Below are 1,325 nucleotides of genomic sequence, written 5' to 3'. Positions count from 1 at the left end.
CTGCACTTCCACCCCCAGCCTATCTACCTCGTCGTCTTCAAGGGGTCTTACATACTGGGAAATCTCATCTTGAGGGGGGCTTCACGCTTAGATGCTTTCAGCGCTTATCCCGTCCGTACATAGCTACCCAGCGGTGCTCCTGGCGGAACAACTGGTACACCAGCGGTACGTCCATCCCGGTCCTCTCGTACTAAGGACAGCTCCTCTCAAATTTCCTACGCCCACGACAGATAGGGACCGAACTGTCTCACGACGTTCTGAACCCAGCTCGCGTACCGCTTTAATGGGCGAACAGCCCAACCCTTGGGACCTACTTCAGCCCCAGGATGCGATGAGCCGACATCGAGGTGCCAAACCTCCCCGTCGATGTGGACTCTTGGGGGAGATAAGCCTGTTATCCCCAGGGTAGCTTTTATCCGTTGAGCGATGGCCCTTCCATGCGGTACCACCGGATCACTAAGCCCGACTTTCGTCCCTGCTCGACTTGTAGGTCTCGCAGTCAAGCTCCCTTATGCCTTTGCACTCTTCGAATGATTTCCAACCATTCTGAGGGAACCTTTGGGCGCCTCCGTTACTCTTTAGGAGGCGACCGCCCCAGTCAAACTGCCCACCTGACACTGTCCCCGCACCGGATTACGGTACCAGGTTAGAACCTAGATACGATCAGGGTGGTATCCCAACGGTGCCTCCACCGAAGCTGGCGCTCCGGCTTCAAAGGCTCCCACCTATCCTGTACAGATCGTACCCAAATTCAATATCAAGCTGCAGTAAAGCTCCATGGGGTCTTTCCGTCTTGTCGCGGGTAACCTGCATCTTCACAGGTATTAAAATTTCACCGGATCTCTCGTTGAGACAGCGCCCAAGTCGTTACGCCATTCGTGCGGGTCAGAATTTACCTGACAAGGAATTTCGCTACCTTAGGACCGTTATAGTTACGGCCGCCGTTTACTGGGGCTTCGGTTCACAGCTTCGGATTGCTCCTAACCACTCCCCTTAACCTTCCAGCACCGGGCAGGCGTCAGCCCGTATACTTCGCCTTACGGCTTCGCACAGACCTGTGTTTTTGCTAAACAGTCGCTTGGGCCTTTTCACTGCGGCCCCCTCGTGCTATTCACACTACCGGGGCACCCCTTCTCCCGAAGTTACGGGGTCATTTTGCCGAGTTCCTTAACGAGAGTTCTTCCGCGCGCCTTAGAATTCTCTTCTCGCCTACCTGTGTCGGTTTGCGGTACGGGCACCTTCATCTGGCTAGAGGCTTTTCTTGGCAGTGTGAGATCATGACCTTCGCTACTGTAATTTTCACTCCCCATCACAGCTCAGCCTTA

General features: G+C 54.7%; 1 rRNA gene. It reads right to left on the bottom strand.

From position 1 onward, the window contains the following. A 23S ribosomal RNA gene (locus tag Q9R46_RS28535) occupies positions 1-1,325 on the bottom strand; the annotation flags it as partial.

Origin of the sequence: Paenibacillus sp. RRE4, assembly GCF_031844205.1 — a bacterium.
GTDB classification, from domain to species: Bacteria; Bacillota; Bacilli; order Paenibacillales; family Paenibacillaceae; genus Paenibacillus; species Paenibacillus xylanexedens_B.
This window is presented reverse-complemented; position numbering and strand designations above follow the sequence as displayed.